Source organism: Sphingomonas sp. Leaf357, from assembly GCF_001423845.1.
In the GTDB taxonomy this organism is placed as follows: Bacteria; Pseudomonadota; Alphaproteobacteria; order Sphingomonadales; family Sphingomonadaceae; genus Sphingomonas.
Genome location: NZ_LMPM01000001.1, coordinates 135008 through 160924, shown reverse-complemented (window position 1 = coordinate 160924; position 25917 = coordinate 135008). Strand labels below are relative to the sequence as shown.

Annotated in this window: 18 protein-coding genes; 11 read left to right on the top strand and 7 right to left on the bottom strand. The window is 69.0% G+C overall.

Features of this window, described 5'->3' with window-relative positions:
* Window positions 1-220: 220 nt before the first annotated feature.
* From ASG11_RS00805 to dacB, 7 genes are all read left to right on the top strand, one after another.
* Window positions 221-2602 carry a penicillin acylase family protein gene (locus ASG11_RS00805; protein ID WP_055779973.1) on the top strand — a complete coding sequence of 794 codons (2382 nt, stop codon included), beginning with the start codon at window positions 221-223 and terminating at the stop codon, window positions 2600-2602.
* Window positions 2599-4203, top strand: coding sequence for an N-acyl-D-amino-acid deacylase family protein (locus ASG11_RS00800; protein ID WP_236697335.1), 1605 nt, complete (start codon window positions 2599-2601; stop codon window positions 4201-4203). Before ASG11_RS00805 ends, ASG11_RS00800 begins: the two co-directional genes overlap by 4 nt.
* Before the next feature lie 276 nt (window positions 4204-4479).
* Entirely contained in the window at window positions 4480-5517 is a 1038-nt protein-coding gene (gene dgcN / locus ASG11_RS00795) for an N-acetyltransferase DgcN (protein WP_055774036.1), read from the top strand.
* On the top strand, window positions 5475-6467 hold the full coding sequence (gene dgcA, locus ASG11_RS00790) for an N-acetyl-D-Glu racemase DgcA (protein ID WP_055774034.1): 993 nt from the start codon (window positions 5475-5477) through the stop codon (window positions 6465-6467). Before dgcN ends, dgcA begins: the two co-directional genes overlap by 43 nt.
* Window positions 6464-7714 carry a dicarboxylate/amino acid:cation symporter gene (locus ASG11_RS00785; protein ID WP_055774032.1) on the top strand — a complete coding sequence of 417 codons (1251 nt, stop codon included), beginning with the start codon at window positions 6464-6466 and terminating at the stop codon, window positions 7712-7714. Before dgcA ends, ASG11_RS00785 begins: the two co-directional genes overlap by 4 nt.
* Window positions 7711-8595: a LysR family transcriptional regulator gene (locus ASG11_RS00780; RefSeq protein ID WP_055774030.1), complete on the top strand. Its 885-nt coding sequence runs from the start codon at window positions 7711-7713 to the stop codon at window positions 8593-8595. The genes ASG11_RS00785 and ASG11_RS00780 overlap by 4 nt, the downstream gene beginning before the upstream one ends.
* Window positions 8595-10016 carry a D-alanyl-D-alanine carboxypeptidase/D-alanyl-D-alanine endopeptidase gene (gene dacB / locus ASG11_RS00775; RefSeq protein ID WP_055774028.1) on the top strand — a complete coding sequence of 474 codons (1422 nt, stop codon included), beginning with the start codon at window positions 8595-8597 and terminating at the stop codon, window positions 10014-10016. The genes ASG11_RS00780 and dacB overlap by 1 nt, the downstream gene beginning before the upstream one ends.
* A gap of 497 nt (window positions 10017-10513) precedes the next feature.
* Here dacB and ASG11_RS00770 read toward each other — a convergent pair whose 3' ends face one another.
* Together ASG11_RS00770 and ASG11_RS00765 are read right to left on the bottom strand one after the other, a co-directional pair.
* On the bottom strand, window positions 10514-11539 hold the full coding sequence (locus ASG11_RS00770; protein WP_055774026.1) for a serine hydrolase domain-containing protein: 1026 nt from the start codon (window positions 11537-11539) through the stop codon (window positions 10514-10516).
* Window positions 11536-13068 (bottom strand): MFS transporter, encoded by a 1533-nt coding sequence (locus ASG11_RS00765; protein WP_236697334.1) that lies wholly within the window; start codon window positions 13066-13068, stop codon window positions 11536-11538. Before ASG11_RS00765 ends, ASG11_RS00770 begins: the two co-directional genes overlap by 4 nt.
* Window positions 13069-13242: 174 nt before the next feature.
* On the opposite strand from ASG11_RS00765, the gene ASG11_RS00760 reads away from it, so the two are divergent.
* From ASG11_RS00760 to ASG11_RS00750, 3 genes are read left to right on the top strand one after another with little or no spacing between them, the layout of a single operon-like run.
* Window positions 13243-14109 (top strand): BadF/BadG/BcrA/BcrD ATPase family protein, encoded by an 867-nt coding sequence (locus ASG11_RS00760; RefSeq protein WP_055774024.1) that lies wholly within the window; start codon window positions 13243-13245, stop codon window positions 14107-14109.
* Window positions 14110-14133: 24 nt separating this feature from the next.
* Complete coding sequence (locus tag ASG11_RS00755; RefSeq protein WP_055774022.1) at window positions 14134-14928, top strand: protein phosphatase 2C domain-containing protein; 795 nt, start codon at window positions 14134-14136, stop codon at window positions 14926-14928.
* A gap of 14 nt (window positions 14929-14942) precedes the next feature.
* Window positions 14943-15827, top strand: a complete 885-nt coding sequence (locus ASG11_RS00750) for an N-acetylmuramic acid 6-phosphate etherase (RefSeq protein WP_055779966.1) — start codon at window positions 14943-14945, stop codon at window positions 15825-15827.
* On the opposite strand, the gene mltA is transcribed toward ASG11_RS00750, so the two are convergent.
* From mltA to ASG11_RS00725, 5 genes are all read right to left on the bottom strand, one after another.
* Window positions 15807-17120, bottom strand: a complete 1314-nt coding sequence (gene mltA, locus ASG11_RS00745; RefSeq protein ID WP_443024466.1) for a murein transglycosylase A — start codon at window positions 17118-17120, stop codon at window positions 15807-15809. The genes ASG11_RS00750 and mltA overlap by 21 nt on opposite strands.
* Window positions 17121-17437: 317 nt before the next feature.
* A complete protein-coding gene (mprF, locus tag ASG11_RS00740) occupies window positions 17438-19996 on the bottom strand; it encodes a bifunctional lysylphosphatidylglycerol flippase/synthetase MprF (RefSeq protein ID WP_082472517.1) in 2559 nt (852 codons plus the stop codon).
* Window positions 19997-20000: 4 nt separating this feature from the next.
* Entirely contained in the window at window positions 20001-20417 is a 417-nt protein-coding gene (locus ASG11_RS00735) for a DUF2147 domain-containing protein (protein ID WP_082472516.1), read from the bottom strand.
* On the bottom strand, window positions 20414-21184 hold the full coding sequence (locus ASG11_RS00730; protein ID WP_055774020.1) for an AcvB/VirJ family lysyl-phosphatidylglycerol hydrolase: 771 nt from the start codon (window positions 21182-21184) through the stop codon (window positions 20414-20416). The genes ASG11_RS00735 and ASG11_RS00730 overlap by 4 nt, the downstream gene beginning before the upstream one ends.
* Before the next feature lie 72 nt (window positions 21185-21256).
* Complete coding sequence (locus tag ASG11_RS00725) at window positions 21257-24613, bottom strand: glycosyltransferase (protein WP_055774018.1); 3357 nt, start codon at window positions 24611-24613, stop codon at window positions 21257-21259.
* 154 nt (window positions 24614-24767) lie between these two features.
* Here ASG11_RS00725 and ASG11_RS00720 point away from each other — a divergent pair, with 154 nt between their 5' ends.
* A complete protein-coding gene (locus ASG11_RS00720) occupies window positions 24768-25910 on the top strand; it encodes a serine hydrolase domain-containing protein (RefSeq protein WP_055774016.1) in 1143 nt (380 codons plus the stop codon).
* The last annotated feature ends 7 nt before the right edge of the window (window positions 25911-25917 follow it).

The window sequence follows — 25917 nt, the reverse complement described above, 5'->3', positions numbered from 1 at the left end:
GCCGCGACGCAGATCGTGTCGGAACGGCGAACCTGCGCGTGGGCGACCGCGAGCGTCAAGGCCCGATCGCCATTCCTCACGTGATAGACCTATAGCGTTGGATTATGGGGAGACCTGCCATAAACATCGCTTATGGTCTGCGCAGTGCTTGTCATACGTCGGAACCGCTGGCGTAAGACTAGCCTGCTTGTTCGGACTTCACGATAGCGGAACCATGCCGATGATCGACCGTCGAGTGTTCCTGCACGGCTCCGCCGCCACGCTGGCATTGACTTGGGGGTTCTCCGCCAGTGCCTGCGCGCCCAGCCCCGATAGCGCCCGGGACATATCGGCCATGCCCATACACGGATTGCACGCCCCAATCGAGATCGTCGACGACGTCTACGGCGTGCCGCACATCCGCGCCGCATCGATTCCCGATGCGTTCTTCGGCCAGGGTTATGTCGTTGCGCGCGACCGGCTGTTCCAGATCGATTTCGCGCACCGCCGCGAGATGGGGCTGATGGCGGAGGCGTTCGGTGCCGATTTCGCGAAATTCGATGCCACCGCGCGGCTGTTCCACTATCGCGGCGATCTCGCCGCCGAACTGCGCGGGATTCCCGCTGACGTGCTGGCCTGCGCGCGCGCCTATGTCGCCGGCATCAATGCGCGGATAGACGAAGTCGCCGCCGACCGCACGCTGCTGCCGCTCGAATATACCATCCTCGGCGTCGCGCCGATGAAGTGGGACGTGCGCGATCTCGTCCTCGCGCGCGGCGGATCGATCGGCAATGTCGATGACGAGATCCGCCGCGCGCAGCTCGCCGCGCTCGGTTTGCTCGATCTCGATGCGGTCGTGGCACCGCTCAGCCCCCCATGGCCGATGGCGGTCCCGCCGGGGCTGGACGTCTCCAAGGTGTCGGAGGCCGATTTCGGCGTGATGCGGCTGGGCGGCCTGCCGTTCGGCCCCGGCACCCCGACGGTCGATCCCGCCGACATCGCCACCGAGCGCGCCAATGCCGGCAGCAACGCCTGGACGATCGCGCCGTCGCGTAGCGCCACCGGCCGGGCGATCCTCGCCAACGATCCGCATCTCGGCATCGGCGGGTTCGGCCCGCGCCACGTCGCGCATCTCTCGGCACCCGGCCTCGACGTGATCGGTGGCGGCGCGCCCGGTCTGCCCGGCATCATGCAGGGCCATACCGACCGCTTCGCCTTCGGCCGGACCAATTTCCACATTGATCAGGAGGATCTGTTTGTCCTCACGCTGCACGCCGAGGATCCCGAACGCTACGCGCATGACGGCGGATGGAAGACGTTCAAGAAGGTTGCGGTGGACATCCCGGTCAAGGATGCGCCGCCGCGACGCGTGACGTTGCGCTATTCGGTGCACGGCCCGGTCATTTCGCACGATCCTGCCGGGCACCGCGCCACCGTGATGGGCTCGGTCGCGATGCAGCCGGGCGGCGCGGGCGCGTTCGCGATGATCGCGATCAACCTCGCGCACGACTGGGCGTCGCTGCGCACCGCGTTCCGCCTGCATCCGTCGCCGACCAATTTCCATTATGCCGATATCGACGGCAATACCGGCTGGCAGGTGATCGGCTTCGCGCCGGTGCGCAAGACGGGCGAGGGCCTGCTGCCGGTGCCGGGCGACGGCCGTTACGATTGGACCGGCATGCGCGATTTCGCCGCGCTGCCCAGCGAATACAATCCGGCCAAGGGCTGGTTCGCCTCCGCCAACCAGAACAATCTGCCCGCCGGCTGGCCCCGCGACCGCATCCCGGCTTTCTCGTTCCGCGATCCGTATCGCTACAATCGCATCGTCGATGTGCTAAGCAAGCAGGACAAGCACACGCTGGCCGACAGCGTCGCGCTGCAGCACGACACGCTCTCCACGCCCGCGCGCCAGCTCGTTGCCCTGCTACCGAAACGCCGCTCGAATGCCGCCGATCTGCTGCGCGAATGGGACGGTCGGATCGACGGCGACAGCGCGCCGGCCGCTTTGTTCCAGATCCTGTGGCGCGATCTCGGCAAGCGCCTGCTCGCCGCGATCGTGCCGGACCGCGCCAAGTCGCTCGTTACCGAAATCGCGCCGTCGGTGCTGCTCGGCCTGCTCGCGCATCCCGACGCCCGCCTCGGCCCCAACCCGGTCGCGGCGCGCGATGCGCTGTTCGATGCCGCGCTCGCCTCGGCCTGGGCCTCCGCGCTCGAATTGCTCGGCCCCGATCCCGCCGCGTGGCGCTGGAGCAAGCTGCATCAGGTCCGCATCGTGCATCCGCTGGCCAGCATTCCTGCCATCGCCGCGGCCTTCCCGGCGATCCAGGGCGAAGGTACCGGCGGCGATTCCTACACCGTCATGGCGCGCTGGCTCAGCAACGGCCCGAGCTGGCGGGCGAGCGGTGGGGCGAGCTATCTTCAGGTGATCGATGTCGGCGCGTGGGACAATTCGCTGATGCTCAACCTGCCCGGCCAGTCGAACGATCCGCGCTCGCCGCATTACCGCGATCTCTATGCGCCGTGGATCGCCGGGCGGATGCAGCCTATGCTGTTCGGGCGCGCGACGGTCGATGCGCATGTCGCCGCGCGCCGCACGCTGACACCAGGAAAGACCCGCCGATGACCCCGTCGATCCAGCGTCTCGCTCTCTCCGCTCTGGTCGTCGCCTGTGCCGGGCCCGCGCTCGCCGCGCCGCGCATCGACACGGTCATTCGCGGCGGAACGATCTATACCGGTGCCGATACCGCGCCGATCGTCGGCGATGTCGAGATCGCCGGCGACCGCATCGTCTATGTCGGCCCCTCCCGCCGCACCGCCGCCGCGCGGATCGTCAATGCGACGGGCAAGATCGTCGCGCCCGGCCTGATCGACGCGCATACCCATCCCGATACCTATATCCGTTCGCCCGATGCGAAACAGCGGCTCAACCTGCCCTGGCTGGCGCAGGGCGTATCGACGATCGTCACCGGCGTGGACGGTGGCGGCACTCCGGACGTGGCGCAGGATGCGCGCAAGCTCACCGCCGCCGGCATCGGCACCAACCTCGTGCCGTTCGTCGGCTTCGGCACGATCCGTGGCCGCGTGCTCGGGCAGGACGATCGCGCGCCGACCGCGGCCGAACTCGCGCGCGAACAGGCGCTGGCGGCGAAGGGCATGTGCGAGGGTGCGTATGGCCTGTCGACCGGCCTGTTCTACGCTCCGCAAAGTTTCGCCAGGACGGACGAGGTGATCGCCGTCGCGCGCGAGGCGGGTAGCCGCGGCGGGATCTACGATACGCATCAGCGCGACGAATCCAATTACACGATCGGCCTGATCGCCAGCACGAAGGAGGCGATCGAGATCGGCCGTCAGGCAAGAATGCCCGTTCATTTCGCGCATCTGAAGGCGCTCGGCGTCGATCTTCAGGGGCAGGCGCCGTTGCTGATCGCGACGATCGCCGCCGCCCGCGCCGCCGGGCAGGACGTCACCGCCGATCAATATCCCTGGCTCGCGTCCGGCTCCAGCGTCGATGCCGCGCTCGTCCCGCGTTGGGCGAACGATGGCGGCTACAGGAAACTGATCGCGCGCTTCGACGATCCCGCGACCTTGGCGAAGCTCAAGATCGAGATGGCGGAGAACCTGCGCCGTCGCGGCGGCAAGGAGTCGATCCTGCTCACCAGCGCCGGCCAGCCCTGGACCGGCAAGACGCTTGGCCAGATGGCGACTTTGTGGAAGCTCGATCCCGTCGATGCGGCGATCCGTATCCTGCGCGTGCCCAACGCCGCCGGCACCGAACCGGCCGGCGTCGGCATCGCCAGCTTCAACATGGCCGATCGCGACGTCGATCTGCTGATGAAGCAGCCGTGGATCGTCACCAGTTCGGACGGGTCGGACGGCCATCCGCGCCAATACGCCACCTTCCCGCGCAAATATCAGGTCTATGTGCGCCAGCGGAAGGTGATCTCGCTGCGCGACTTCGTCCGCCGCTCGACCGGGGCGACCGCCGATATCTACAAGCTCGACCGGCGCGGCTATCTCCGCGCCGGCTATTTCGCCGATGTCGTCGTGTTCGATCCCGTCCGCTACGCGCCGCGCGCCGATTACGTCCATCCCCGCGTGCCGAGCGCCGGGGTCACGGCGCTGTTCGTGAACGGCGAGCTCGCACTGGCGAACGGGGCGTCCACCGGCGCCGCGCCGGGTCGCGTGCTGCTGCGCCCCAAACCGGCGGGCTGCCCGGCGAGCTAGGTCATGCGTGTTCTTTGCGACCAGCCCGATTTTGTGAGACCTCTCTGTCATCCCGGACTTGTTCCGGGATTTGCTGTGCTACAGTCTCTCCGGTCTGCAGTTTGCTGCACGGTGGACCCCGGAACGAGTCCGGAGTGACGGCAATGAAGCCGCGAAGGATCGAAAGGCTCAGTCCGACATAGCTCAAGGTTATGGGCCGCAGTCCGAGCATGATTGGCGCGATACCGAGCCCGCATCCTATCCCTCGCTCCTCCTCTCCCTAGACGCAGGTATGCGATGATCCCTGGTCCCTTCCTGCTCTATCTCGGCCATTCCACCGACGCGGTCGGCATCAAGACCTCGCGCGGGCTCGCCGTGTTCCGGCCCGACGATTGCGTCGGCGAATGGCGCCACGACGATAGCCCGCTCACGCTCGGCCTGCCGCGCATGGGCGTGGCCGAGGCACGCGCGGCGGGCGCGCGCACTTTGGTGCTGGGCATCGCCAATGCCGGCGGCCAGATGGAGCCCGCACTGGTCGAGGATGCGCTGGCCGCGATCTCGGCCGGCATGAACGTTGCCTCGGGCCTGCACCACCGGCTGCGCGACGTGCCTGCCTTGGTCCGCGCCGCCGCCGATGCTGGCGTCGCGCTGTTCGACGTGCGCGATCCGCCCGCCCATCTGCCGGTCGGCACCGGCAAGTACCGCGCCGGCAACCGCCTGCTCACGGTCGGCACCGATTGCTCGGTCGGCAAGATGTACGCCACGCTCGCGCTGCGCGATGCGATGCGCCGGCGCGGCATCGCGGCCGATTTCCGCGCGACCGGGCAGACCGGCATCCTGATCGCGGGCGACGGCGTGCCGCTCGATGCGGTGGTGGCCGATTTCATCTCGGGCGCGATCGAATCGATCACCCCGGCGCGGAACGACGACGGCTGGGATCTGATCGAGGGGCAGGGGTCGCTGTTCCACCCGTCCTTCGCCGGTGTCTCCACCGGCCTGCTGCACGGCGCGCAACCCAAGGCGATCGTGCTGTGCCACGATCCGTCGCGCCCGCACATGCGCGGCCTGCCGCATTATCAACTGCCCGATCTCGCCACCTGCCTTGCCGCCAATCTCTCGGTCGCGCGGCTGACCAGCCCGGACGTGCAGGCGGTCGGCATCGCGCTCAACACGATCAAGCTCGGCGAAGACGAGGCGCTCCGGCTCTGCGCCGAGACCGCGGATCGGCTCAATCTGCCGTGCACCGATCCCTATCGCTTCGGGGCCGATCCGATCATCGACAGGATGCAGACATGCTTCGACATCTCGACGCCCGCCATGACCGGTTCGGCCTGAATGCGCCCTTCCGCATTTCGCGGGGGGTGAAGACCGCCGCCGATGTCGTCACCGTGACGCTCCGGCAGGGCGACGTCAGCGGGCGAGGGGAGGGCGTGCCCTATCCCCGCTACGGCGAGACGATCAAGGACACGATCGACGCGATCGGCGGGATCGCGTCACGGGTCGAAGCCGGCCTGTCCCGCGATGATCTCGCGCGGATCATGCCGCCCGGCGCGGCGCGCAACGCGATCGACAACGCGCTTTGGGACCTTGAAGCGAAGCTCGGCGGCACCAGCGTCGCCGCGCTCGCCGGTCTGGCCGATCCCGTGCCGGTCGCCTCGGCGATCACGATCGGCATCGACGCGCCCGATGCGATGGCCGCGCTCGCCGCTCGCGTCGCGCGCGTGCCGCTGCTCAAGGTCAAGGTCGACCGCGACCATGCCGAGGCGCAGATCGCCGCCGTCCGCGCCGCCGCGCCCGATCCGCGCATGATCGTCGATCCCAACGAAAGCTGGTCGATCGCGGAGGTCGCGCGCTTGCAGGATTTCCTCGTAGCGCAACGCGTCGACCTGCTCGAACAGCCGCTACCGGCGGGCGAGGATGGCGCGCTCGCCGGGTTCGACTCGCATGTGCCGATATGCGCGGATGAATCGCTCCACACCGCCGCCGATCTCGATACGCTCGTCGGCCGCTACGACTTCGTCAACGTGAAGCTCGACAAGACCGGCGGCTTGACCGAAGCCCTGGCACTGGTCGATGCAGCACGCGGAAAGGGGTTCGGGCTGATGATCGGGTGTATGGTCTGTTCGTCGCTCGGGATCGCGCCCGCGATGCTGCTCGCCGGGCAAGCCGCGTTCGTCGACCTCGACGGGCCCTTGTGGTTGGCGGAGGACCGCCCCGGCGGCGTGATCGATCGGGGTGGCATGCTCTCGCCCCCCGCACCCGGCTTCTGGGGCACGCCGGCTTGACGCTCCTGCGGGCCTGGTTCGCGATTCCGCTGTGGAAGCGGGTCGTCGGCGGGCTCGTCCTCGGCGCCCTGCTCGGGGCCGTGTGGCCGGAAGGGGCACTGTCGATCAAGCTGGTCGGCGACCTGTTCGTTCGGCTGATCAAGATGCTCGTCGTGCCGGTCGTGCTCGTCACGATCGCTGCCGGCATCTCCTCGCTCGGTGATCCGCGCCGGCTCGGGTCGATCGGCGGGCGCACGATCGTCTGGTTCGCGCTCACGACGCTGCTCGCGGTCTCGATCGGCATGGCGTTCGGCCTGCTGATCCAGCCGGGCGCAGGCATCGCCTTGGCCGGCATCGCCCCGCATGCGCTCGGCCCGGCGATCGCCCCGGCGGATCAGCTGCTCGGCATCGTCCCCGCCAACATATTCGAGGCGCTGGCCAAGGGCGACATGCTCGCGATCATCTTCGTCGCGATCCTGCTCGGCATCGGCAGCGTCGTCTCGGGCGAAGCGGGCAAGCCGGTCGTCGCCTTGCTCCAATCCGGCGCGGCAGTGCTGCTCCAGATCGTGCGCATCGTCATGGAGGCGACTCCGTTCGGTGTCCTCGCGCTGATCGCCGGCGCGGTGGCGAGCAACGGCATGGCGGTGTTCGTCAATGTCGGCTGGCTCGCTCTGTGCGTCGTGCTCGCCTCTTTGGTGCAGATGCTGGTGGTGCATGCCGGCCTGATCGCCTTCGTCGCGCGCCTGCCTGTGTCGCGCTTCTTCCGCGGCATCGTCGATGCGCTCGTGGTCGCCTTCTCCACCGCCTCGTCCTCCGCGACCCTGCCTGTCGCCCTGCGCGTCGCGCAGGACGATCTCGGCATTGCCCGCCCGATCGCCTCCACCGTCCTTCCTTTGGGCGCGAGCATCGGCAAGGACGGTACCGCGATGTATGTCGGCCTGCTCGGCCAGTTCGCGCTTCAGGCGCTCGGCATCGTCCCCGATGCGTGGATGCTCGGCGTCATGCTGCTGACCGGGGCGCTCGCCGCCTTCGGCACCGCGCCGGTCCCGTCGGCCTCGCTGTTCATGCTCGCCGCGATGCTGTCGGCGGTCGGCGTCGGCGCGGAACAGACCGCTCTGGTCGTCGGCCTCGTCCTGCCGTTCGATCGGCTGCTCGACATGACTCGCACCGTGCCCTCGGCCTCGGCCAACCTCACCGTCGCGACGCTCGTCGCCCGCTCGGAAGGCAGTCTCGACGAAGCGCGCTTCCGTGGGCCCGTCCGCACATGAACCTGCGCCACATCGAGATTTTCCATGCCGTCTATGTCAACGGTTCCGTCAGCGCCGCCGCCCGCGCGCTCAACATCTCGCAGCCCTCGGTCTCCAAGACGCTGCGCCATGCCGAGACGATGCTGGGCTTCGAACTGTTCCGGCGCACCAACGGCCGGCTCGTGCCCACCGAGGACGCGCATGCCTTGTTCGGCGACGTCGCCGATATCCAGGAGCGCGTGCGCGCGCTGCGCGAGGCGGGGCGCAACCTGCGCGCCGGGGCCGGCGCCACGTTGCGCATCTCGGCCCTGCCCAGCCTCGCGCTCGGCGCGCTGCCGGTCGCCGTGTCGCGCTTCCTGAAGACCCATCCCGACGTGCGTTTCGATCTGCAGACCGTCCATCACGACGATCTGCTGCGCAAGCTCTACGAACGCGAGACGGATATCGCGATCGCCGCCGAGGTGCCGCGCGGCGCGCCGCTCGGCCAGATCTGGCTCGGCGAGGGCGAACTGGTCGTGCTCTATCGCGACGAGGACATGCCGGACGCCCCGCCGCGCGTCGAACTGACGCAGCTTGCCGGTCACCCGTTCATCACGCTCGCCGCCAGCGGCCCGATCGGGCAATTGTTTTCGACCGAACTCGAACGCCTCGCGCTCGATCTGAACGAAGTCGTCTCGGCGCGCACCTTCTACATCGCCGCCGCCCTCGTCCGCGCCGGCGTCGGCCTGACGGTGGTCGACAGCTTCACCGCCGAGGCGTGGATGTCGCCGGGACTGGCGATGCGCTCGCTGAAACCCCCACTGGCGTTCGACCTGCACGCGATCCACCTGCTGGATCGCCCGCCGAGCGCACTGGCCAGCGAATTTCTCGCCGTCCTCGGCGACGTCATCGAGGCTCCGTGATGCGCATCCTGCTCGCCCCCGCCGTCGCCGTCGTCGCAATCGTCCTCACCGCCGCCGGCCCGGCCGATCCGGCGGTCGAGGCCGCCCTGGCCAGCGCCGGCCCCGGCACGCGCATCGGGCTGGTCGTGGCCGACGATCAGGGTGACGAGATCGTCGCGATCCGCCCCGACGACCGCTTCGTGCCCGCATCGAACACCAAGATGTTCACCACCGCCGCCGCCTTCGCCTCGCTCGATACCGCCGCGCCGGACGGCGGCGGGGGCGCGACCGTGCGGCTCGAGGGGCGGGACGTGGTGCTGGCTGGCCACGGCGACGCGCGCCTGTCGAGCGCCGCCGATTGCGCCACCGATTGCCTGTCCGATCTCGCTCGCGCGGTGGCGGCGCGCACCCGCATCGTCCACGACGTGGTCGGCGACGACAGCGCTTTTCCCGACGAACGCTGGCCGGCTGGCATGAGCTGGAACAACATGGCCGGGCGCTACGGCACCGCGATCTCGGCGCTGACGATCGACGACAATGTCGCGACGGTCACGGTAGCCCCGGGCGCGGCGGGTGCCGCGCCGACGATCGCCGGCGACGGTTATTACCGCATCGACAATCGCGCCACGACCGGGGGCACGAAAGCGGCGATGTCCGTCACGCGCGAACCCGGCAGCGATCTGTTGCGCGTCTCCGGCACGATCCCGCCGGGCAAGCCGGTCACTTTGTTGCCCGGCGTGGACGATCCCGCCCACCGCGCCGCCTGGCGGCTGGCCGCGCAACTCCGCACTTTGGGCGTGCGTGTCACCGGCCGCATCCTCGTCCGCCACCGCCCCGGTTCGCCCTCGGACGATCCGGCCCAGCGCGGCACCGCACCCGCGCCGCGCCCGCCCGGACAGCCGGTCCTCGCCCGCCTCGCGCCGCCGCCGCTCGCCGACGATCTTCACCACACCAACAAGATCAGCCAGAATCTGCACGCCGAACTGTTCTTGCGCCGCGTCGGCGCGGTCGCCGGGTCGGGGTCGGTCGCGGACGGGCAGATGGCCGTGCGCGCGATGCTCGACCGCGCCGGGGTCGATCGCTGGAGCTACGATTTCGCCGATGGCTCCGGCATGTCGAGCTACAACCGCATCACCCCGCGTGCGGCGGTGCGCTTCCTGCGCTGGACGCAGACCCAGCCCTGGGGCGCGGCATGGCGCGCGACGCTGCCGGTCGGCGGCGTGGACGGCACGCTCGCCGGGCGCTTCCGCGGCACCGCGCTCGACGGCAAGCTGTTCGCCAAGACCGGCACGCTCAACGCCAGCAACGCGGTCTCCGGCTTCATGATCGCCGCCAGCGGCCGCACGCTCACCTTCTCGGCGCTCGCCAACGACATGCCCGGCGACACTTCGGCGACGGCGGCGGTGGACAAGGCGCTGCTCGCGATCGCGGCGGCGAATTGATTTCACGCGAAGGCGCGAAGGCGCAAAGAAGAGCGCTCGCGCAGAGGTGCGGGGAACGCGGAGATATTCTCAAGGCGATGGCTTGAACCCGAACCGTTCGTGCTGAGCCTGTCGAAGCACGTGTTCCACACGCTCCGGCTGCTCTTGGGACACGTGCTTCGACAGGCTCGGGACGAACGGGGAGGTTGAACCACATCCTCCGTCATCACCGCGAAGGCGGGAATCCATAATCATTGCACTTTCTGGAGACTATTCGGTTCAGCCAGTATGGAATCCCGCCTTCGCGGGAATGATAATGGAGGGAAGGCAATTCGAACCGAAGTCATCGCGCCCTGATCCGCGCAGCGGCATTCCCACCTATCGGCCCAAGAATTGGTGCTGGTTGGTGCTGACTGACCTGCGGTCCTGGTTCCCTCCGCGTCTCCGCGCCTCCGCGCGAACCAACCTTCTTCTCTCAGCGCCTTCGCTTCACCTTAGCGCCTTCGCGTAAACGACCTTCACCCCGCCAACCAAGCATCCCAGGCTCCGACCAGCGCATCCCCCGTCGCCGGCCGCAGATCGAACATCCCGCTGTCGAAATGCCGTGTCGGATGCACCCGATTGGTCAGCAAAGTCCACGCCACGCCGCGATCGAAATCGACCCACAGCCCCGTGCCGGTGAACCCGGTATGCCCGATCGTGCCGGGCGAACAGGCCTGCCCGCCCGACCAGCCGGGAAAGCGGATCTCCCATCCGGCGGTGCGATGCCCCTCCACCGGGGTACGGATCGCGTCCAGCATCGCAGGAGACGCGCCGCTGCCGTCGAGCAACCCGCGGGCAAATCCCAGCACGCCGTCCACCGTGCCGAACAGGCCGGCATGGCCGGTCCGCCCGCCCATCGCCGCGCAATTCTCGTCATGCACCTCGCCGTTCAGCACGCGCCCGCGCCACTGACAAAATTCCGTCGCCACCGCCGGCCCCGGCGGCGGGCCGAAGCTCAGGCCCGGCCCCAGCGGCAGCGCGTCGAGCCCTGCGCCGGTCAGCCGTTCCACCGCGATTCCCAGCAGGATGAAGTTGATGTCGGAATAGACCGCCGGGCCGTGTTTCCAGGCGCGTTGCAGCACGAACGCGCGCAACCGCGCGGGATCGTCGCCATAAGTGTAGATCGGCTCGACCGCCGGCAAAAAGGTGCGGTGCACCAGGCAATCGCGGAACGTCAGCCGCCGCTCGGGCGCGCCCATGACGTCGTACTGGCGCAGATCGGGGATCGCATCGGTCAGCGGCCGGTCGAGATCGATCCGCCCCTCCTCCGCCAGCCGCAGCACGAAGCTGTTCGTCGCGATCACCTTGCTGACCGAGGCGAGGTCGAACCAATGCTCCGTCGTCAGAATTTCCGGCACCGGCACCTTCTGCGCCAGCCCCGCGACCCGCACCGCCTGCGTGCCATCGGCGGTGACGATGCCCAGCACCGCTCCGGGAATCCGCCCCTGTGCGACAGAATCGGCGGCCGGCCGGAAGGCGGCGTCTGCGATGCGCTCGATCATGCCCCGTCCTCCGACTTACCGTCCTCCGGCTCACCGTCCGTCCGTGCCCGCACCCGCGTCAAGGCCGGCACGAACGGAATCGCCGCCAGACTCGCCACGCCAGAGATCAGGAAGAATTTGTCATACCCGATCACCCCGACGATCGCGCCGCCGGCTCCCGCCAGCAGGCGCGGCAGGAGGAACGCGAACCCGGTCAGGAACGCATATTGCGCACCGGCATGACGCGGATTCACCAACAGCGAAAGATAGACGACGAACACCGCGCCGGCGAAGCCGTTGCCGAACTGGTCGAAGGCGGTGGCGACATACAGCATGGATTCGGCGACCGGCTGATGCGCCAGCCAGACGAAGCCGAAATTGCCGATCCCCGCGACCACCGCGCCGATCACCAGCATCCAGCTCATCGGCCAGCGCGTGACCAGCCAGCCGCCCAGCCCGACGCCGACGATGCTGGAGAACAACGCGACGACGCCGTCCGCCCGCCCGATCTGGCTCAGCGAATAGCCGAGCGCCTTGATCATCGGCTTGGACAGGTTCAGCGCCAGCACGTCGCCCATGCGATAGATCGACACGAACGCCATCAGCAGGATCGCGGCGAAGCCGTAGCGCCAGAAGAAATCGACATAGGGCCCGAGCGCGACGGAGGTGCGGATCGGCGCGTCGGCCGGCGCGCGGCGGATGCGCGGCAAGGCGGCGGCCATCGCCACGAACGGCAGCATGCACAGCCCCAGCACCCAGGGGGTCACGTTGCTCTTGGCATCGATCCCGGCATGCGCCGCCAGGCTCAGCGCGACCCAGCCGATCGCCGCGGTCGCCGCCGCCACGATGCCCAGGATCACGACGCTCGCGATCACCCCGGTCGCCAGCGCCCCGCCCCGCCCGCTACCTTCGGACCCATGTGAGCGCATCGCGACCAAGATCGGGAAGGGCAGGAACGCCGCCACCGCGATGCCCAGATAGGCGAACGCCCAGCCGCCGCTGTCTGCGATCAGCAAGGCGCCGCTGCCCGCCGCGACCATCGCGCTGCGATAGCCCCACAGGTTCGCCGCGACGATCGGCCCCTGTTCGTCCTGCGTCGGGTACAGTTCGATGCGCCAGGCGTCGGCGGCGATCTCCAGCGTGGTGGTCCAGAACGCCAGCAACACCGCGAACAACGCCGTAACGCCCAGGCTCGCGTCGCTCGACGTCCACGCCATCGCCACCATCGCGGTAAAGATGCCGAGCTGCGCGAGCATGATCCAGCCGCGCCGCTTGCCCCAGAAGCGCCCGAACCCCGGAATGTCGTAGCGATCGAGCAATGGCGCCCAGAGGAATTTGAGCGTCGGCAGCAACTGCACCCAGGCGAAGAACCCGAGTACCGTCAGCGCGACACCGTGCGCCTGCAACCGCAGCACCAATACGGTCGAGAACATGTAGAAGGGCAGGCCGGCGGCGAAACCGAGCAGCCCGTACAGCAACATGCCCCGGCGATCGGTGGCATGCGGAACCCCCGGCAAGGGCGGAACCGCGATGGCGGCGGCGTCTGGCATCTTCTCTCCCCGAAACGCGCGGAGCGTCCGTCGATCGCGCCCGCCAGTCAACCGTTCGATCACCCCCGGTTATGGCTGGCGGTCGATTCGATATGGCATTGCGTCATCACGCGGTGGCCCAAATCCGTTAAGGTGCACCGGTGCGGGGCATGGTGTTCGCGCAGGAGACACCGGATGAGCTATTATCTCGGCATCGATGCGGGCGGCAGCCATTGTCGCGCCCGGATCGTCGATGCCGCCGGGCGGGTGATCGGCACGGGTGCTACCGGCCCCGCCAATGCCCGGATCGGCGTCGAGGCGTTGCGCGCGGTGCTCGATATCGCGATCGGCGAGGCGCTGAAGGCCGCCGGGCTGGACGAGGCCGCGCTGGGGCAGGTGCATGTCGGCATCGGCATCGCCGGCATCTCGCGGCCCGGCGTGCGCGATGCGCTGGCCGGTCTTCCGTTTCCGTTCGCATCGGTGGTCTGGGCCACCGATGCGGAGATCGCCAATCTCGGCGCGCATCGCGGTGCCGACGGCGCGATCCTGATCCTCGGCACCGGCAGCATCGCGCAACTGCGCGTCGGCGGCGCGGATTTTGCGATCGGCGGCTACGGCTTCCCGATCTCGGACGAGGGCAGCGGCGCGGCTCTGGGGCTCTCGGCGATGCGCCATGCCCTGCGCGGGCTGGATGGCCGGTCGGAGCGCACGCCGCTCAGCATCGCGATCGCCGACCGGTTCGAACATGCGATTCCGCGCGCGATCGCGTGGATGGATCGCGCCACCCCGCGCGATTATGCCGCGTTGGCTCCGATCGTGATGGACCATGCCGAAGCCGGCGATGCCCTCGCGCGTTCGATCGTCGAGGACGCCGCGCAACATGTCGAACGGTTCGTCGAAACCATCTTCGAACGCGGTGCCCCCGCCTGCGCCCTGACCGGCGGCCTCGCGCCTCGCCTCGGCCCGTGGCTGCGCCAGCGCACCACCGCGCGTCTGGTCGCGCCGCGGGGCGATGCGCTGGATGGCGCGTTGCAACTCGCCGGGCTGCGGCACGACGACTGATCCGCGAACGAGACGAGGCTGCCGATGCATTTCGATCTGATCCAGACGCTGAGCCTGGCGGGCGACCCGGCCACGCCGAACGACGATCGATGCGGATCCACCGCCCGGCTCGCCTGGATGATCGACGGCGCCACCGATCTCGGCGAGGCCGGGCTGATGGGCGCGCAGGGCGGCGCGGCGTGGCTGTCCGGCACCGCCGCACGCGCCTTCGCCTCGGCCGATGCCGCGCCGCTCGCTACGACCGTCGGCGCGGTGTTCGCCCGGCTCGCATCGGCCTATCTGGCGGAGCGGGCGCGCGAGCCGCTCGGCGCATGGGAGCATCCCAGCGCCGCGTTTTTCGCGGTTGCGATCGAAGACGAGACGCTGCACCTCGCCTGGCTCGCCGACTGCGCGTGCCTGCTGGTTCGCGCCGACGAGGTCGTCCGGCTCGGGCCGCAGGCAACCAGCGCCGAAACTGAACAGGCGCGCGCGCTGGCCGGGTCGCGCGACGCGGCGACGACGGCGTTGCGGCAACATCGCGCGCGTCCCGAGCGCCGCGTGCTCGGCATCGATCCCGCGCATGCCGATCACGTCCATCATGCCAGCGCGACGATCCGCGCCGGCGACGACATTGTGTTGATGACCGACGGCATGGCCGCCCTGTTCGACGATTACGACATGCCGATATCGGCCTTCGTCACGCATCTGCGCGACGAAGGCCTGCCCGCACTTGCCGTCCGTCTGCGCGCGATCGAGCGCGACGACGCGGTCTGCGCGCGCTACCCGCGCTTCAAGCGCAGCGACGATGCGACCGCCTTGTGGTTGCGGGTCGCCGGCTGAGCCCGGAGGAAACGATGTCCACGGAAACCACCGACCCCCGCTTTCTCCACGTCGCCACCTGGCCCACCGCCACCGCCGTGGAAGCGATGCTGGAAGGCCAGCTCTCGGCGATCGCGGCGCTGCACTCGCAGGTCGCCGCCATCGCCGCGGCGAGCGATGCGGCGGCGGCCCGGCTGAAGGCGGGCGGGCGGCTCTGCTATGCCGGGGCGGGAACGTCCGGCCGCATCGCGGTGCAGGACGGCGTCGAATTGCGACCGACCTTCGACTGGCCGAAGGACCGGCTCGTTTTCCTGCTCGCCGGCGGGACGGGGGCGCTGACCGAAAGCGCCGAAGGTGCGGAGGATGATGGCGATGCCGCCCGAGCCGGGGTCGCGACGGAAGCGATCGGCGCGAACGACGTGCTGATCGGCGTCGCGGCGAGCGGCACGACGCCCTTCACGCTGGCCGCGATCGAAGCGGCACGGGCGGCGGGCGCGCTGACCATCGCCGTAGCGAACAATTCCGCCGCGCCGCTGCTGGCGGCCGCCGAGCACGCGATCCTCGCCGAGACGGGCAGCGAGATCGTCGCCGGCTCCACCCGCATGAAGGCCGGCACCGCGCAGAAGGCGGCGCTCAACATGATCTCCACCGCGATCATGCTCCGCCTGGGCTTCGTGCATCGCGGTCTGATGGTGAACATGCGGATGTCGAACACCAAGCTGCGCCGGCGCGGCGCGGCGATCGTCGCGGAGATCGCCGGCGTGTCGATCGCCGAGGCGGACGGGGCGATCGAAGCCGCCGGGCGGCACATCCCCCGCGCCGTGCTGATCGCGCTGGGCGAAACGCCGGATCGCGCCCGCCACCTGCTCGACCAATCCGGCGGCAGTCTCTCGCAGGCCTTAGCTACCCGGCAGGGCTGACCGCGCCGCATCCAGCCGCGCCCCCTCCAGCCGCGCCAGCGTGCCGACCGGCAGCAGCACGAACGCGGTGCCGCGCCCGGACATGCCGCCGGCGGTCGATTCCGCCGCCGCGCCCGCGCCCCAATAGGTGTCGATGCGGTTGCTGCCCTTGATCGCGCCACCGATATCCTGCGCGATCCACAGTCCGGACGCGTCCTGCCGGTCGAGCGACAGGAACACCGGTGCGCCGAGCGGCACGAACTTGGCATCCGCCGCCGCGCTCACCTGGCCCGTCACCGGATAGCCCATCGCGCCCGTCGGCGCGCCGATCTCGCGGAAGAACACGAAGCTCTTGTTCTCGCGCATGATTGCCTGACCCTCGGCCGGGTTGGCGTGCAGCCAGGCGACGATCCCCTGCATCGAGGTCTGCCCCGGCTTCAGCAGCCCGCGCGCCTTCATCAATGCGCCGATGCCGGTGTAATCGCGCCCGTTCTGCGTATCGTAGCCGATGCGCAGGATCTCGCCGTCGGGCAGCCGCAGCCGGCCCGACCCCTGGATCTGCAGGAAGAACAGCTCGACCGGATCCTTCGCCCAGGCGAGGATCGGCGCGGTTCTGGACAGCGCCCCCTGCTCGATCGCGGTACGATCGTAATAGGGCACTAGCCGGCGGCCATCGACCCGCCCGCGGATCGTCTTGCCCTTCAGATCGGTCGAGAACGCGCCGAGATCGACATCGACCAGATCGCTCGGCCGGCCATAAACCGGCGCATATCCGGCGCGCTGATCGAGCGAACCGTCGATTTCCGGCTCGTAATAGCCCGTCGCCAACGCCTTGCCATCGCCGATCTGCACCGCTTCGAACCACTGGGCGAAAAACGCGCGCGCGCCGCCCGTCGGGGTCGCCGCCGCCGCCGCGCAGGCCGGCTGCCAATCCGCGCCGCGCGTCAGGCCGGACGTGTCGGCGCGGCGTTGCAGGCCCGGGCAACTGGTCAGGAACACGATTCGCGCCGCCTCGGCCTCCGCATCGGTGATCGGCAGGGACGCGATCGGCGGCCCCGGCAAAACGCCCGCCGCGACTGCATTGGTGGGCTGAGTCACCGGGGCCACCGGCATCGCCGCCAGCGGAACCGCGCCGACGATCCGCGCGGGAAACTGGATATTCCGGATATTGGGCGCCGCACCCGGATCGCGCAGCGGATGCACGCGTGGCGGCGCGGATCGCTCGCCGACCGAGACCGGCTTGCTCGGCGGCGCCACGCCACCGACACAGGCGCTGAGCAGCAGGCCCAACGCAATTCCCCCCGATACGCGCATCATATCCAGCCCGTTTCCGCCGTTTCCAGTGGGACCGCTACTCTTCGAGTTTGTCGCGATATGCAAATGAACATGCGCCGGCGGGCATGCTCATCCGCCTAAGGGAAAATCGACGTTCATCGTTATGATGGGTTTTAGCCCCGTCACCCCGGACTTGTTCCGGGGTCCACCGTGCCGGGAACTCGGCACTCACAGCGTTGTTCGTATCGAAAGCCGCTTGGTGGACCCCGGAACAAGTCCGGGGTGTCGGTTGTGTATGGTAAACAGCTCTCAAAGCTTCCAAAAATCGAATGACGATCCGCCTTAGCCTTGGCGCGTCAATTTCCGACGATGCGCACCAGATCGACCAGAGCGCGGACCATGCCGGCGCCGCCCGGCGTGGCGATGTAGCGCGGGGTCCAGTCCGGCGCATATTTCGCCTTGAACGCGCGCAGGCCGACAAACCCGTAGATCCGCTCGCCATTCTCGAACAACGTCCGCGCCAGTTTCGCCCAGAGCGGGGCCAGGCGGTTGCCCTGGATACCGGCCAGCGGCGCGACGCCGAGGTTAAAGCGGACATAGCCTTCTGCGCGGCCCCATTCGAGCAGGCGTACGAACAGCAGGTCCATCGTGCCGTACGGTGCGTCGAGACCGTGGCGCATCAGATCGACCGACAGCTCGCGCCCGTCCGCCGTCGTCCAGATATTGGCGAAGGCGTGGATCCGACCTCCCTCCCGCACCACCGCCAGCGGGAACCGGGCGAGATACTCGGCATCGAACGCACCGAGGCTGAACTGCTTGTCCTTGCCGCCCTTCTCGTCGAGCCAAGCATCGGAGATCGCACTCAGTTCGGGGATCAACCCCGGCACGTCGGCGGCGGGCACCACCGCGAAGCTCAGGCCGGCCGCCTCGGCGCGGCGCGTGGTGTGGCGCAGGTTCTTCGCCTGCGGTCCGGCCAGGGTGAAATCGGCGAGCGGGATGGTCGCTTCCTCGCCATATTTGATCGTGGTCAGGCCGAGATCGACGAACAGGGGCAGCATCGCGTCGCTCGCCTGGAAGAAGCACAGCCGCCCGCGCGCGGCATCGCAGGCACGCCGCACCGCCCAGACCAGTTCGCTCCACGCCGCGCGCGGGCCGACCGGATCGCCCATGATCACCCAGGTGCGGCCATGGATGCGGTACATCAGGAACGCGTCGCCGGCGCGGCTGACGATGAAGCTCTTGTCGCCGGTGAAGGCGAGGTTGGCGTCGGTGCGCTCGGCGAAGGCCAAGGCCTGCGCGGCGACGCCGTCGGGCAGCAGGTCCGGCACGGCGCGCGGGCGGCGACCGGACATGAGGTGCCAGAAGGCGGTGGCGGCAAGCAGGATCCCCGCGCCGAAACTGGCGCGCAGGAAGCGTGGCGCGTTGCCGTTCAGCGCGAAATGCCACCACAGATCGTCGGAATAGGGCGTGCGCTTATAGGCGAAGAACCCGGCCCACAGGCTCAGGGCGACGGCGATCGCCGCACCGCCGAGCCACGCCCAGTCGATCGGTTCGGTCAGCAGGCCGCCTTTGCGATAGAAGCCGCGGCGGCAATATTGCAGCAGCCCGGCGATCGCGAGCATGATCGCCGCTTCCTCGTAATCCAGGCCCTTCATCAGCGAGAAGATCGCGCCGCCGATCAGCAGCAGGCGCGCCATCTGGAATCCGCTCTGCAGGCGCGCGTTGAGCGCCGGGGCGACGAGCAGCAGCGCGGTCCCGATCAGGCTGCCGCCCAGATGCGATCCCTCGATGAACGACAGCGGGACGATATCGTCGAGGCTGGTGAGCCGCGCCTTCACGCCGGGTAGCGCGCCCGACACGAGCAGGATGAAGCCGGCGGCGAACACCAGCAGCGTCACCGCGCCCGGTGCCATCGCGCGGCCGGCGCGATCGAGCAGCGACAGGCCGGTGCCGATCGGCTGGCGCAGGCGCTTGCCCTCGGCGACCGCGATCAGCGCGCCGGCGACGAGCAGCGGCAGCAGGTAATAGAGGATGCGATAGAGCAGCAGCCCGGCGAACACGGCCGGACGATCGTCGGGCACCATCGCCAGCATCACCGCCTCGAACACGCCGAGTCCGCCGGGGACATGCGTGACCAGGGCAGCGAGCAGGGCGAGGATATAGGCGAGGACGAAGATCGGGAACGATCCGATCCCCAGCGACGGCAGCAGGACGAACAAGGCGGCGGAGGCGGCGAAGACGTCGATCAGCGTGACGCCGCCGAGCGCCAGCAACTGGCGGTTGGTGGGCAGCGGCAGCGATGCGCCGCCGACGCGCAGGATCCGGTTCCGCCGGGTGCGCAGCAGAGAGACGGCCACCACGATCGCCGCGACCACGCCGATGCCGAGCGCGCGGCACTGCCACGCGGTGAGCGCGATCGGTCCCAACGCGAAGCCGTGCGTCGCGGTGAGCAGCGCGAGCCCTCCGGTGGTGACGATCCCGCCCCAGAAGGTCAGGCTGGCGATCGCCGAGACGCGCGCGACATCGCCGAGATCCAGCCCGACCGAGGTATAGACCCGGTAGCGCGCCGATCCGCCGGTCAGCAGCGACAGGCCGAGATTGTGGCTGATCGTATAGCTGGTGAACGACGCCGTCGCCGCCACCAGCCAGCGCTGCGGCCGGCCGATCACCTGCAGCGCGATGGCATCGTAGAAGGTGAGCGCGAGATAGCTCCCCACGGTCAGCGCCAGCGCGAGGGCGATGCGCTCGCGCGGCACGGCGGCGATCGCCGCGCGCACGTCGCTCAAATGCACTTCGTGCAGGATCAGGCGCAGCGCCTCGAAGCCGATCCCGGCGACCAGCGCGACGACCGCCAGCGTGATCGCGCGGCGATATTTCATGGCCGTGTTGACGATGGCGGCGATCATGTCGGGCATGATATCACTTAAGGCGACGCCACACCTGCGACTTGCAGAGGAAGCCGCCGACCAGGCACCCGGAGATCTTCAGCGCGTCGGGCGACACCTGTTCGATCCGCGAGGAAAAGCTGCGTCCCATGTCGGGCACATAGACCCGGCCCGACCAGACGCCGCCATGCGCGGGATGATAGTCCTGCAGCAATTGCAGCCCGATCAGTTGCGGCACGCCGGCATCGCGCGCATCGGCCAGCGCCTGTTCGTCGGCGCGGACGATCGCGCCGCACAGCCCACCGGCCTCGCACGCGGCGGTCTGCACCGCGAGCGTGTGCTTCGGGTTGACCCAGGTGCCGAGCACCGGATTGGACGAGGCGACGGCCGGGGCCGTGCCGGCGATCAGCATCGCGAGCGTTGCGGTCAGGGTGGCGGGAATGCGCATCATGGTCGGTCCTTGGAGGGGGCAGGCGAGGGGGCGGCCGGGATTGCGGCCAGCACATGGGCGATCAGCCCGGCACTGTCGCGGCCTAGGAAATGGCCGCCGGGCATCGCGATCGTGCGCAGGTTGGGCAGCACGATCTGCGGGCACAGGCTGTCGCTTTCGGCGGAGCCGTAGATGCAGGTGAAGCGCGTCCAGTTCAGCTTCCGCGCGGTCGCCGCGCCCATGCTGTCGGGCGTGCCGTGATAGACGAGGCCCGAAGGGTCGGCGCGGAAGAATACGGTCTCGCCCGGCACGACCAGCACCACGCCTGCCACCTTCGCGCGCAGATCGGCGGGCAGGGCGGCGAGGCCGGTCTGCAGGATGTCGGCCCCATAGGATTGGCCGATCAGCACGACGCGGTCGGACTGAGTCTGTTCGAGACCCCGGCGCACGGCATCGGCGACGATCCGTTCGACGTCCGCCCGCGTGCGGCGGCGCGCGAACAGCGTCGGGCTGTTGATCGCGTAGACGGGATAGCCGTTGGCGGCGAGCGCCGGGATCGTGTCCGCGCTCATCCCGAAGCGCACGCCCATGTCGCCGGTGAAATAGACCGCGCCGATCGCTTTGCGCGGGTCGGTCGGGGGCACGATGTGGACCGCGTCCGCGTCGAAGAAGCCCGCGCTGGCGAACAGCGCGACGATCGCCAGCAGGATCAACGCGGCGATGCCCGCGACGATGCGCAGGCGCCGGCGGGTGCGCGGGGCGGCGGAGGGATGGCGGCGACCGATCATGCCGTTCCCGCTAGGCGCATGCGCGTGTCCCACCCGTGACGCCGACATGACATTCGCGTCATGCGGATCGCCTCAGGCCCGGCCCTCGGCCTCCACGCTGCCGGTGCGTTCCAATTTGCCCCAGCCGACGCCCAGCCCGCTGATCGCCGCGCCGATCGCCTTCAGCACCACCCAATACATCACCTGGCGATAGATGAAGCGCTGCGCGATCAGCAGGTGCGCCGGATAGCGCTGCTCGCGCGGTTCCAGCCGATAGGCGATCCAGCCGCACAATACGTCGATCGCGGTGAAGGCGGTCCAGTAGATCGCCATCATGAACACGTCGCTCTGCGTCTGCGCCCAGCCGTGCTGCGATACGCGGATCCAGGTGCCGACGATCGAGACGATCAGCGCCAGATCGATCACCGGCGACACCGCGGCGAAGAAGATCTGGAACATCCACGCCTGCGGCATGCCGACGAATGCCAGGCCCTTGGGCTGGCCGGTGCGCATCACGCGGCGATGCTTCCACAGGCATTGCAGCGTGCCGAACGCCCAGCGGAAGCGCTGCTTGGCGAGCGCGGTGAAGCTTTCCGGCGATTCGGTCCAGGCGACCGCATCGACATCGTAGGCGATGCGCCATCCCGCGCGCTGGATCGCGATCGTCAGATCCTGATCCTCGGCCAGCGTGTCGATCGGATATCCGCCGACCGCGTCCAGCGCCGCGCGCCGCCACGCCCCGACCGCGCCGGGCACGACCATCATCGCATCGAACTGCGCCAGCGCGCGGCGTTCGACGTTCTGCGCCGTCACATATTCCACCGCCTGCCAGCGCGTGACGAGATTGACCCGGTTGCCGACCTTGGCATTGCCCGCCACCGCGCCGATCTCCGGATCGTCGAACCAGCGCACCAGCCGCGCGACCGTTTCCTTCTCGAACTGCGTATCGGCATCCAGCGCGACGACGATCTCGCCCTTGGCATAGGTCAGCGCGCGGTTGAGCGCCTCGGCCTTGCCGCCGTTGACGAGCGTGAGCAGGCGCACGCGCGGATCGCCGTCGAACGCGGCGGCGACCACCGCGCTGGTGCCGTCGGTCGATCCGTCATCGGCCACGATCACCTCGATGTGCGCGCTCGTACTGGCCAGCACGCGTTCGATCGAGGAGACGATCACGCGTTCCTCGTTCCACGCCGGGATGATCACCGAGACCAGACGGTCGGTATCGAACGGCGGTGGCACCACGCCGTTTTCGCGCCTTTTGTTCCACATCGCGAGCCCGGCCATCACGATCGCGCGCGCGATGCCGAGCGCGATGGCGAGGAAGAAGATCCATTTCAGCAGCCAGCCGATCAGCGCGAGGAACGCGAAGATGCCGACATCGGCGCGCACTGCGATCAGATCGTTGCCTTCGATGCGCGGCATCACCTGGTCGCGCGAGAGGCCGGCAAGCTGCGAGACGGGCACGAAGCGATAGCCCCTGGCGCGCAGCTGATCGATGATCTGCGGCAGCGCGGCGACGGTCTGGGCGCGATCCCCGCCGCCATCGTGCAGCAGGATGATGTTGCCGGAGCGCTCGTCGTCGCCGGCGAGCACCTGGTTCACCGTCTGCGTGATGATCGCCTGCACGCCCGGGCGCTGCCAGTCGTTCGGATCGACGTGCAGCCCGACCGAGGTGTAGCCGCGCTGCTGCGCCTCCAGCACCGGGAACAGTTCGTCCTCGGTGGTCGGTTCGGCATCGCCGAAATACGGCGCGCGGAACAGCCGCGTGGCACGCCCGGTATAGGCTTGGATCAGGCGCTGCGTCGCGTTCAGTTCCACCGCGATGCCGCGTTGCGAGGCGAGCGCCATGTTCGGATGCGTATAGCTGTGGTTGCCGATCTCGCTGCCCTCGTTGATGATCCGGCGCAGCAGCAGCGGGTGGGCGAGGCCGTTCTCGCCGACGATGAAGAACGTTCCGACCGCCTTCTTGGCCTTCAGGATATCCAGGATCTGCGGCGTCCACGTTCCGTCCGGGCCGTCGTCGAAGGTCAGCGCGAGCTCCTTCGGCCGGTCGCCGACGCGCTGCACGATATAGGGCGTCGGCAGATCGCCGTAGCGCACGTCGCGGATCAGGCGGTTGGCGTCGGCGCGGATCGTGCGGTTGCCGTCGCTCGGCGTGGCGGCGATGCGCAGGATCTCGCCATTGCCCTCGACGTCGACGTTGGTCAGCGGTCTGATCTTGGTCAGGTCGGGCAGGCCCGCGCCCTGCCAGCCGGCAAGATCGGCCCAGACGCCGGGATCCTCGCTGCCCAGCCGCCACAAGGCGACGGAATTGACCCCCATCGCATGCGTCACGCGCAGCTGGTTCCACGTCGCGGTGGCGTCCAGCATCCAGACGTGATGATCGGTCGTGCCGTCATTGTACGCGAAACTGGTATTGCCGCTGGCGGGATCGAAGCTGATCTTGGCACCGCTGTCGTGCGCGGCGAGCCACGCTTCCTCGATCGTCAGCGCATCGACATGCGCGTCCTTGCCCTCGCCGTGCCAGTCGTAGCCGTAGCTGCCGAACGCGACGATCAGCTTGTCGCGCCCGATCCGCTCCACCGCATCGCGCAACTGGTGCAGGAACCAGGGCTGCGACGCGATCGGCCCGGCCGTGCCGCCCTGCCAATGCTCGTCGTAATTCATCAGGAAGACGCGGTCGGCGACCTTGGCGAAGGCGCGCAGATCCCAATCTCCGTCGCCGGCCGGAACGGTGAGCGTCACCAGCAGCTTGCGCGGCGCGAAGAGCGTGCGGGCATCGCGCAGGAAGGCGCGGTAATCGGCCAGCGACGATGCGGGCAGGCTTTCCAGATCGAACACAGCGCCCGCCGCGTGGCGCTTGTCCAGCGCGTCGGCGAACTGTTTCAGCAGCGCGCGCCGCGCCGGCACGTTGCGCATCAGCGCCGCCATGCCCTCCCCGTCCCAATTGCCGCCGGCGATGTTCTGGATCATCGGCAGCACCGCCGGGCGACGCGGCGACGTCGCCATGATGATGTCGAAGCGCTGGTCGGGGGTCTGGACCAGCTGGTGCTTCGGCCCGGCCACGGTGAAGAGCGCCGGCACGACCCAGTTGAGCTGGTCCATGTGCGCGCTGAGCGATACGCGGCTGGCATCGTCCCACGGCACGTAGAAACCGACCGACAGCGGCTTGCCGCCGGGCTTGCCGCGCGCGGTATGGTGCGGCAGCCAACCGAGCGAGCGCAGCCGACGCGAGATGTCGTGCCGGATCGCGGCGACCTGCTCGCCCAATACCGGCGTCGAGTGCGCGCGTTCGTAGCGGATCGGCAGCGGATCGCCCGAGGGGACGTTGATGATCGTCAGCGCGAAGACGCCGGCGGCGATCAGCACCATGGCGATCAGCGCGAACAGGCTGCGGAACGACCAGCGCCGCCGCGTGCCGCGGGAATCGAAGAAGATCGGCTTTGACATATATGCGCGGCCCCTAATGCCGCCCCGCGCGCATGACGGTGTCGGCAAGATGAAATTTACGTCACGTCGGCGCTACGGACGAACTGCCGGCGGACGGGCTCGACTTACGCCGCCGCTGTGGCACAGTCGAGGGGCGAAGATTGGGGAGGGCGATATGCTGGGGTTGAGCGCGGCACTTGCGATGATTGCTCCGGCCGCGGTCGCGCCTTCTTCGGGAATGCAGGCGCGCATCGATGCGGCGGCCGAAGCGGCGATGGCCAGGACCGGTGCGAAGGGCCTGGCCATCGCGGTGGTCGATCGCGGGCGGATCCTGGCGGTACGCGGCTATGGCCGGCGGAACGCCGCCGGTGCGCCGCTCGCCGGGGATACCGTGATGTATGGCGCATCGCTGACCAAGATGATCGTCGGCTATACCGTGATGCAGATGGTGGCCGAGGGGAAAGTCGATCTCGACCGGCCGATCGCCGAGTATCTGCCCCGGCCGCTGCCCGAATATGGCAATCTCGATGCCTATGGCCATTGGGGCGATCTGGCCGGCGATCCGCGCTGGCGCCGGATCACGATGCGCCACGTCCTCACCCACAGCACCGGATTCGCCAATTTCGCGTTCGTCGAGCCGGACGGAAAGTTGCGCATCCATTTCGAACCCGGCAGCCGCTACGCCTATTCGGGCGAGGGCATGATGCTGCTGCAGTTCGCGCTGGAAAAGGGGCTCGGCCTCGATCTCGGCAAGGAGGTGCAGCGTCGGGTGTTCGCGCCGTTCGGGATGACGAACACCAGCCTGATCTGGCGCGCCGATTTCGCCCGCAACCTCGCCGATGGCTGGAAGAGCGACGGCAGCGTCGAGCCGCACGACGAACGTAGCCGCGTGCGCGCGGCGGGATCGATGGATACGACGATCGCCGATATGGCGCGCTTCGCCGCCGCCGTGTCCGCCCGACGCGGGCTAAGCAAGACGGCGTTCGCGCGGTGGGTGCGCCCGCAATTGCCGATCACGTCGCGCGCGCAATTCCCCACCTTGCTGCCCGAAGCCCCGGCGGTCGAGCGCACGCCCGGCCTGTCGGCGGCGCTCGGTGTGGTCGCCTTCACCGGTCCGCAGGGGCCGGGTTTCTACAAAGGCGGCCATGACGACAGCACCGGCAACACCTTCGTCTGCCTCGAACGGGCGCGGCGCTGCGTCGTGATCCTGTCGAACGATGTGCGCGCCGAGGCGGCGTTTCCCGATCTGGTGAAGGCGGCGCTGGGCGATACGGGCGCACCGTGGCGCTGGGAATATCCGCAACTGGTCGCGAAATAACGGCGCC

What these genes read in the sequence shown, in the direction of transcription:
- ASG11_RS00805 (WP_055779973.1), top strand. Translation starts at nt 221, where the DNA reads ATGATCGACCGTCGAGTGTTCCTGCACGGCTCCGCCGCCACGCTGGCA.
- ASG11_RS00800 (WP_236697335.1), top strand. Translation starts at nt 2,599, where the DNA reads ATGACCCCGTCGATCCAGCGTCTCGCTCTCTCCGCTCTGGTCGTCGCC.
- dgcN (WP_055774036.1), top strand. Translation starts at nt 4,480, where the DNA reads ATGATCCCTGGTCCCTTCCTGCTCTATCTCGGCCATTCCACCGACGCG.
- dgcA (WP_055774034.1), top strand. Translation starts at nt 5,475, where the DNA reads ATGCTTCGACATCTCGACGCCCGCCATGACCGGTTCGGCCTGAATGCG.
- ASG11_RS00780 (WP_055774030.1), top strand. Translation starts at nt 7,711, where the DNA reads ATGAACCTGCGCCACATCGAGATTTTCCATGCCGTCTATGTCAACGGT.
- dacB (WP_055774028.1), top strand. Translation starts at nt 8,595, where the DNA reads ATGCGCATCCTGCTCGCCCCCGCCGTCGCCGTCGTCGCAATCGTCCTC.
- ASG11_RS00770 (WP_055774026.1), bottom strand. Translation starts at nt 11,539, where the DNA reads ATGATCGAGCGCATCGCAGACGCCGCCTTCCGGCCGGCCGCCGATTCT.
- ASG11_RS00765 (WP_236697334.1), bottom strand. Translation starts at nt 13,068, where the DNA reads ATGCCAGACGCCGCCGCCATCGCGGTTCCGCCCTTGCCGGGGGTTCCG.
- ASG11_RS00760 (WP_055774024.1), top strand. Translation starts at nt 13,243, where the DNA reads ATGAGCTATTATCTCGGCATCGATGCGGGCGGCAGCCATTGTCGCGCC.
- ASG11_RS00755 (WP_055774022.1), top strand. Translation starts at nt 14,134, where the DNA reads ATGCATTTCGATCTGATCCAGACGCTGAGCCTGGCGGGCGACCCGGCC.
- ASG11_RS00750 (WP_055779966.1), top strand. Translation starts at nt 14,943, where the DNA reads ATGTCCACGGAAACCACCGACCCCCGCTTTCTCCACGTCGCCACCTGG.
- mltA (WP_443024466.1), bottom strand. Translation starts at nt 17,120, where the DNA reads ATGCGCGTATCGGGGGGAATTGCGTTGGGCCTGCTGCTCAGCGCCTGT.
- mprF (WP_082472517.1), bottom strand. Translation starts at nt 19,996, where the DNA reads ATGCCCGACATGATCGCCGCCATCGTCAACACGGCCATGAAATATCGC.
- ASG11_RS00735 (WP_082472516.1), bottom strand. Translation starts at nt 20,417, where the DNA reads ATGATGCGCATTCCCGCCACCCTGACCGCAACGCTCGCGATGCTGATC.
- ASG11_RS00730 (WP_055774020.1), bottom strand. Translation starts at nt 21,184, where the DNA reads ATGATCGGTCGCCGCCATCCCTCCGCCGCCCCGCGCACCCGCCGGCGC.
- ASG11_RS00725 (WP_055774018.1), bottom strand. Translation starts at nt 24,613, where the DNA reads ATGTCAAAGCCGATCTTCTTCGATTCCCGCGGCACGCGGCGGCGCTGG.
- ASG11_RS00720 (WP_055774016.1), top strand. Translation starts at nt 24,768, where the DNA reads ATGCTGGGGTTGAGCGCGGCACTTGCGATGATTGCTCCGGCCGCGGTC.